Origin of the sequence: Agromyces binzhouensis (assembly GCF_004135055.1) — a bacterium.
Lineage (GTDB): Bacteria > Actinomycetota > Actinomycetes > Actinomycetales > Microbacteriaceae > Agromyces > Agromyces binzhouensis.
Genome location: NZ_SDPL01000161.1, coordinates 1 through 6,632, shown reverse-complemented (window position 1 = coordinate 6,632; position 6,632 = coordinate 1). Strand labels below are relative to the sequence as shown.

At 73.6% G+C, this 6,632-nt stretch carries 5 protein-coding genes and 1 pseudogene; 1 reads left to right on the top strand and 5 read right to left on the bottom strand.

All coding sequences use genetic code 11. The annotated features are described in order from the left end of the window. The 3 genes and pseudogenes from ESO86_RS09410 to hflX all read right to left on the bottom strand — a co-directional run. Nucleotides 1-1,208: pseudogene (locus tag ESO86_RS09410) on the bottom strand (5-methyltetrahydropteroyltriglutamate--homocysteine S-methyltransferase); the annotation flags it as partial. After that, nucleotides 1,205-2,239, bottom strand: a complete 1,035-nt coding sequence (locus ESO86_RS09405) for a methylenetetrahydrofolate reductase (protein ID WP_242492298.1) — start codon at nt 2,237-2,239, stop codon at nt 1,205-1,207. The pseudogene ESO86_RS09410 and the gene ESO86_RS09405, both read right to left, overlap by 4 nt. A 208-nt stretch (nt 2,240-2,447) precedes the next feature. After that, on the bottom strand, nt 2,448-3,974 hold the full coding sequence (gene hflX / locus ESO86_RS09400; protein ID WP_129234664.1) for a GTPase HflX: 1,527 nt from the start codon (nt 3,972-3,974) through the stop codon (nt 2,448-2,450). Between the two features lie 43 nt (nt 3,975-4,017). Here hflX and ESO86_RS09395 point away from each other — a divergent pair, with 43 nt between their 5' ends. Then, on the top strand, nt 4,018-4,629 hold the full coding sequence (locus ESO86_RS09395) for a class I SAM-dependent methyltransferase (protein WP_129234663.1): 612 nt from the start codon (nt 4,018-4,020) through the stop codon (nt 4,627-4,629). 52 nt (nt 4,630-4,681) lie between these two features. Here ESO86_RS09395 and dapF read toward each other — a convergent pair whose 3' ends face one another. After that, a complete protein-coding gene (gene dapF, locus ESO86_RS09390) occupies nt 4,682-5,563 on the bottom strand; it encodes a diaminopimelate epimerase (protein ID WP_129234662.1) in 882 nt (293 codons plus the stop codon). A gap of 28 nt (nt 5,564-5,591) precedes the next feature. Beyond that, nucleotides 5,592-6,512, bottom strand: coding sequence for a tRNA (adenosine(37)-N6)-dimethylallyltransferase MiaA (gene miaA / locus ESO86_RS09385; protein ID WP_129234661.1), 921 nt, complete (start codon nt 6,510-6,512; stop codon nt 5,592-5,594). Between the last annotated feature and the right edge of the window lie 120 nt (nt 6,513-6,632).

The following is a 6,632-nucleotide window of genomic DNA, read 5'->3' as shown; positions in this document are numbered from 1 at the left end:
CGGTCGGCGAGGGCGGCGGATGCCGCGTCGAGGTCGGCCGCGATCGCGTCGCGCCCCTCGGCCAGGCCGCGCGCGAGCACAGCGACCTGGGCGACCTTCTGGTCGGCGAAGGCGAGCCAGCTCACGAGGCGTGCATCGAGCGCGCGCTCCTCGTCGACGTCGTGCGGCACGTGCAGGAGCGAGGTCGAGGTGGAGACGGCGACCGAGCCCGAGACGGAGCGAAGCGCCTCGGCACGCGCGAACGCGTGGGCGAGGTCGCCCCGCCAGATGTTGTGGCCGTCGACGACGCCGGCGACGAGGGTCTTGGCGGCGAGCGCCTCCTCGGTCACCGGGTCGAGCTGCGCGGGCACGTCGCCGCGGACGAGGTCGAACCCGATCGCCTCGACGGGGGTGGCCGCGAGCACGGGCAGCGCCTCTGCGAGGTCGCCGTACGGCGCGGCGACGAAGATCGCCGGGCGAGCGTCGACCGCGCCGAGCGCGTCGTAGGCCTCCGCGACCGCCTCGAGCACGCGCTCGCGCGGCTCGTCGAGGCTCTCGCTCACGAGCCCCGGCTCGTCGAGCTGCACCCACTCGGCGCCGGCCGTCGCGAGCTCGGCGAGCAGCGTGCGGTAGACCGGCACGAGGTCGGCGAGGCGGTCGATCGGCCGGAAGCCCTCGGGCGCGCCATCCGCCGCCTTCGCCAGCAGGAGGAACGTGACGGGTCCGACGAGGACCGGACGCGTGACGAACCCAGCCTCGCGCGCCTCGCGGACCTGCGCGACGAGTGCGTCGGCGTGCGCGGTGAACGCGGTGTCGGGACCGATCTCCGGCACGAGGTAGTGGTAGTTCGAGTCGAACCACTTCGTCATCTCGAGCGGCGCGTCGGCACCCTCGCCGCGGGCGACGGTGAAGTACCCGGCCAGGTCGAGCCGGCCGTCCTCGCCGAGCAGGCGCTCGAAGCGCGCGGGGATCGCGCCGACCGCGACCGCGGCGTCGAGCACCTGGTCGTAGTACGAGAATGACTCGGGAATCGCCGAGTCGGTGCGGCCGAGCCCGAGCCCGGCGAGTCGCTCGCGCGTCGCGGCTCGAAGGCCCGCCGCGGTGCGCTCGAGCTCGGCGGAGTCGATCCGACCGGCCCAGAACGCCTCGACGGCGTGCTTGAGCTCACGTCGGCGCCCGATGCGCGGGTAGCCGAGGATCGTTCCGGTGGGGAATGCGGGTGCGGTCATCGTTCTCTCGTGTTCCTCTCGGTGCCCGCATGGGCGTGGGCGGTGGCGAGGCCGAGCCGGTCGAGCACGGCGAGCACGGCCTCGTGGCGGTTGAAGGTGTACAGGTGGAGTCCGGGGGCGCCGCCGTCGAGCACGCCTGCCGCCAGGTCCGCGGCGTATCCGACGCCGAGCTCGAACTGGGCGTCGGCGTCGGGCTCGATCTCGAGGTCGATCGCGAGCGCCGCGGGCGCGGGCACGCCGGTGAGCTGCTCGAGCCGGGCGAGCCGCGCGGGCGTGGTCACGGGCATGATGCCCGGGAGGATCGGGATCGTCACGCCGCCGGCCCGGGCCCGTTGCACGAAGGCCAGGTAGTCGTCGGCGTGCCAGAAGAGCTGCGTGATCGCGAGGTTCGCTCCCGCGACCTCCTTCGCGAGCAGCACGTCGACGTCCTGGTTCGACCCGCGCGAACGCGGATGGCCGGTCGGGAAGGCAGCCACGGCGACGCGCTCCGGGCGGGGTCGCTCGCGGATCGCGGTGACCCCGGGCATGCCCGGGATCCGCGACTGACCGAACGGCTCGCGTTCCTCCTGGACGCGGTGGATCAGCTGCACGAGCTCGGCGGCGCTGTGCAGGTCGCCGATCGCGTCCTCCGCATCAGCGGCTCCGGCCGGCGGGTCGCCGCGGAGCGCGAGGAAGCTCGTGATGCCCGCGTCGAGGAACTCTCGGACGAGGCGGTTCGCCTCGGCGTGGCTCGATCCGACGCAGGTCAGGTGCGCCATCGGCTCGACGCTCGTGTGCTCGAGCATGTACCGCAGCACCGTGAGCGAGCGGTCGCGGCTCGAGCCGCCCGCTCCGAACGTCACCGAGATGAACGCGGGGTCGACCTCGGCGAGCCGGTCGATGGTGCGGCCGAGCGCGATCGCCGCGGCGTCCGTGCGCGGCGGGAACAGCTCGAACGAGATCGGCACGCGCGGCCGGGCGGCGACGCCGTCGGGCTCGGTTCCGGTCATGTCGCTCCAGGTGGCGAGCAGTTCCGAGGAGGTCGAGTGCACGGCACGCCGCGCCCGACCTGCCGGAACGGCAGGTGGGTCTCGCGGGCGGGTGCCGGGCTCGGCGGTCGCTCCAGGCGGGCGGCATCCGGCCGCTCGCCACGATCAGGTGCGACGATACGCCGGGTCGGGGGCATCCGCTCCCGGTGTTACGACGAGTGACTCGGCGGCCGTGCCGCGAGTCGCGGCACTCGGCAGTGCCGGGCGGATGCTACGCGAGCGCCGCGACGCGGAACTCCTCGAGCTGTGCGGCCTGCTCGGGCGACGCCAACGCGCGGATGCGCGTCCCGTCCTCGAGGTACTCGGTGGAGAGCACGCGGCCGGTCTCGTGCAGCGCGGAGACGATGTCGCCCCGCTCGTAGGGCACGAGGAGGTCGACCTCCACAGCAGGGTCGGGCAGCATGCGCCCGATCGCGGCGAGCACCTCGGCGACGCCCTCGCCGGTGCGCGCCGAGGCGAACACGGCGTTCGGCTCGAGCCCCTGCAGGACCAGCCGGTCCTCGGGCGTCACGAGGTCGGCCTTGTTGAAGACGACGAGCTCGGGGATGTCGCGGGCGCCGACCTCGCCGATGACGTCGCGCACGGTCGCGATCTGCTGGGCGGGGTCGGGGTGCGCGGCGTCGACGACGTGCACGATCAGGTCGGCGTCGCCGACCTCCTCGAGCGTCGACCGGAACGCCTCGACGAGCTGGTGCGGGAGGTTGCGCACGAAGCCGACCGTGTCTGCGATCGTGTAGACACGACCGTCGGCCGTCGTGTTGCGGCGCACGGTCGCATCGAGCGTGGCGAAGAGCGCGTTCTCGACGAGCACGCCCGCGCCCGTGATGCGGTTGAGCAGGCTCGACTTGCCCGCGTTGGTGTAGCCCGCGATCGCGACCGACGGAACGGCGTTGCGCTTGCGGTTCGCGCGCTTGGCGTCGCGCGCGGGCTTCATGCCGACGATCTGCCGACGGAGCTTCGCCATCCGGGTGTGGATGCGGCGGCGGTCCAGCTCGATCTTCGTCTCACCGGGACCGCGCGAGCCCATGCCCGCACCTGCGCCGCCGACCTGGCCACCGGCCTGGCGGGACATCGACTCGCCCCAGCCGCGCAGGCGCGGAAGGAGGTACTCGAGCTGCGCGAGCTCGACCTGCGCCTTGCCCTCACGGCTCTTGGCGTGCTGGCTGAAGATGTCCAGGATCACGGCGGTGCGGTCGATCACCTTCACCTTGACCGCGTCCTCCAGCGCACGACGCTGGCTCGGGGCGAGCTCGGTGTCGGCGACCACGGTGTCCGCACCGAGCGCGGCGACCACGTGCCGGAGCTCCTCGGTCTTGCCGCGGCCGAGGTAGGTGCTGGGGTCGGGGTGCGGACGGCGCTGCAGGACTCCGTCGAGCACGCGGGCACCGGCCGTCTCGGCGAGGGCGGCGAGCTCGCGGAGCGAGTTCTCGGCGTCCTCGAGCGACCCCTGCGGGTAGACGCCGATGAGCACGACGTTCTCGAGTCGGAGCTGCCGGTACTCGACCTCGGTGACGTCCTCGAGTTCGGTCGAGAGGCCGCCGACGCGGCGGAGCGCCGCGCGCGCCTCGCGATCGTACTGCTCGCCGTCGAAGCCGTCGTCGTCGTGCCCGGCGAGCCCGGCGCGCTGGATGGACGAGGCGTCGGACCCGCCGAACCGGGACACACCCGCCCGGGCGTCGGCGCTGCGCAGCACGCGCTCGACCGCGTCGTCGTGGGTCTCGGGTGCCGCGTCATTCATCGTGTCAAGCCTACTTCCGTTCGCCTGCGATAGGTTTCCCCATATGCCGCAGGAGCACTACTTCTCGTCCAAGCCCGCCGACCGGGCGGCGCTCCGGACCGTCCCGGTGCGACTCGCCGGCCGCGACGTCGAGGTGCAGACCGCCGGCGGCGTCTTCAGCCCCGACCACGTCGACCTCGGCACCCGCGTCCTCCTCGACGAGGTCCCGAAGGCTCCCGCCGCCGGACACCTGCTCGACCTCGGCGCCGGCTGGGGCCCGATCGCACTCACGCTCGGACTGCAGTCGCCGGATGCCACGGTGTGGGCCGTCGACGTGAACGAGCGTGCACTCGACCTCGTCCGCCGGAACGTCCGGCGCCTCGGACTCCACAACGTCAACGCCGTGAGTCCCGCGGATGTTCCCGACGACCTGCGATTCTCCGTGATCTGGTCGAATCCGCCCATCCGGATCGGCAAGGCCGAGCTGCACGCACTGCTGCGCCGATGGCTGCCCCGCCTCGACGCCGGCGCCACGGCGTGGCTCGTCGTGCAGAAGAACCTCGGCGCCGACTCGCTGCAGCGCTGGCTCGGCGAGGAGTTCGGCGACGGATGGACCGTCGGGCGGGCCGCGACCTCGAAGGGCTTCCGCGTGCTCACGGTGACGCGCGACGCCTGAGTGCGCCCCCGCGACTCCACCACCCGCGATCCGAGCCGCCGCGCCATCCGGCTCAGGCCAGCGCGAGCACCCCGTCGAAGACGAGTTCGCCCGGCCCGGAGAGCAGCACGTGCTCACCGTCTGGACGCGACTCCATGCGCACGCCGAGCACGCCCCCGGGCACCTGGACGACCCACGTGTCGGGCGCGTGCTCGCCGGCCCAGTGGCGGACGGCGAGCGCCGCGGCGACCGCACCCGTGCCGCACGAGAGCGTCTCGCCCGACCCGCGCTCGTGCACGCGCATGCGGATCCTCCCGCGACCGTTCTCGACGAGCGGTTCCGCGGGGACGACGAACTCGACGTTCGCGCCGGCCTGCGGCTGCGGTTCGAGGATCGGCAGGTAGGCCAGGTCGAGCCCGTCCAGTTCGTCGTCGTCGGCGAGGGCCACCACGACGTGCGGATTGCCGACGTCGATGCCCAGGCCGGGGCGCGCGACGGGCAGGTTCTTGGCGCGCACCAGCGGCTCGCCGCCGTCGAGGCGCCACACGCCGAGGTCGGCCTCGAATCCGGCGCCGGTCACGCGGACCCGACGCACCCCCGCTCGCGTGCCGATCGCGATCCACTCGTCGCCCGAGGGCGCGACGTGCCCCTGGTCGACGAGGTAGCGCACGAACACCCTGATGCCGTTGCCGCACATCTCCGAGACGCTGCCGTCCGCGTTCCAGTAGTCCATGAACCACGTCGCCTGCGGGTCCTCCGCGAGCGCGCCGGCGCCGTCGGCCAGCCGGTCCGAGCGGACGGCCCGGATCACCCCGTCGGCGCCGACGCCGAAGCGCCGGTCGCACACCGCCGCGATCTGCGTGGGCGAGAGTTCGTGTTCGCCCTCGGGGTCGCTGAACAGCACGAAGTCGTTGCCCGTGCCCTGGCCCTTGGTGAAGCGCAGATCGAACGCCATCGCACCAGTCTAGGGAGCGCGGGGAGGCTCAGACGCCGCGCGCCAGCCTCGCCACCTCCGCGGCGAACGCCGCCGGGTCGCCGGCATCGACGGCGGATGCCGCGGCGTACCGCTTGAACCAGCCGACCTGTCGTCGGGCGTAGGTCCGCGTGAGCGCCTGCGTCTCCGCGATCGCGTCGGCCTCCGTCATCCGGCCCTGCAGCTGCGCGAGCGCCTGCGCGTAGCCGATCGCCTTGCGCGCGGTCACGCCGCGTTCGAGGCCCGCCGGAACGAGGCTGCGCACCTCGTCGAGGAGCCCGCCCGCCCACATGCCCGCGGCCCGGGCGTCGAGTCGCGCGACGAGCTCGGCCCGGTCGGCGCGCAGGTGCACGATGCGGTGCGGCCGCCAGGGCACGGGTTCGTCCGGCAGGCGCGCGGCCTTCGGCTCGCCGGTGAGCTCGATGACCTCCAACGCGCGGACGATCCGTCGGCCGTTCTGCGGGTCGACGCCCGCGGCCGTCTCGGCGTCGAGCTCGCGCAGCCGGCGATGCATGAGCCCCGGACCGATCTCCTCGAGCTCGGCCTCGAGGCGCGAGCGGATCGCGGCGTCCGTCCCGGGGAAGCGGAGGTCGTGGATGACGCTCGAGACGTACAGCCCGGACCCTCCGGTGAGGAGTGCGACGCCACCGCGCGACGCGATCTCGTCGATGATACGGCGGGCATCGGCCTGGTACGCGGCGACGGATGCCTCGTCGGTGACGTCGAGCACGTCGAGCAGGTGATGCGGGACGCCCTCGCGCTCGTCCTCCGGGAGCTTGGCGGTGCCGATGTCCATGCCCCGGTAGAGCTGCATGGCGTCGGCGTTGACGACCTCGGCGACGCCGCCCGCGGCGGCGATCGCGTGCGCGACGTCGAGCGCGAAGCGCGACTTGCCGGTGCCCGTGGCGCCGACGACCGCGATCAGCGTCACGTCAGCGCTGGCCGTCGGCGGGGTCGTAGATCGGCATGGTGCCGACGCCCGGGCTGGTGAGCGGCTCGCCGCCGATGCGCAGCGACGGCAGCCCGAGCGAGACGCGCCCGGGGGTCGAGG